Source organism: Flavobacterium stagni (genome assembly GCF_004122105.1).
In the GTDB taxonomy this organism is placed as follows: domain Bacteria; phylum Bacteroidota; class Bacteroidia; order Flavobacteriales; family Flavobacteriaceae; genus Flavobacterium; species Flavobacterium stagni.
Genome location: NZ_SBKN01000036.1, coordinates 1 through 215 on the forward strand (window position 1 = coordinate 1; position 215 = coordinate 215).

At 42.8% G+C, this 215-nt stretch carries 1 protein-coding gene; it reads right to left on the reverse strand.

Features of this window, described 5'->3' with window-relative positions; genetic code table 11:
• Positions 1-215 (reverse strand): hypothetical protein (locus EQG61_RS13855; RefSeq protein WP_164974950.1); only part of this gene is annotated, 215 nt, incomplete at both ends.

The following is a 215-nucleotide window of genomic DNA, read 5'->3' on the forward strand; positions in this document are numbered from 1 at the left end:
CTGCAGTAAGGGTTAAATCACGCACTAGTGTTCCATCCGCATCCACACAAATCACATGGGAGTTATTAGGAGTCGTAATCACAGGCTCTGGAAGTAAATCCACCGTCATGCTATAAGAAACCACACGCGCACATCCCGTTAAGTTGTTCTCCACACGAATCCATAACAAATGGGTATAGGTCATATAATTTACTAAATCAGTGATGGCATTGGTT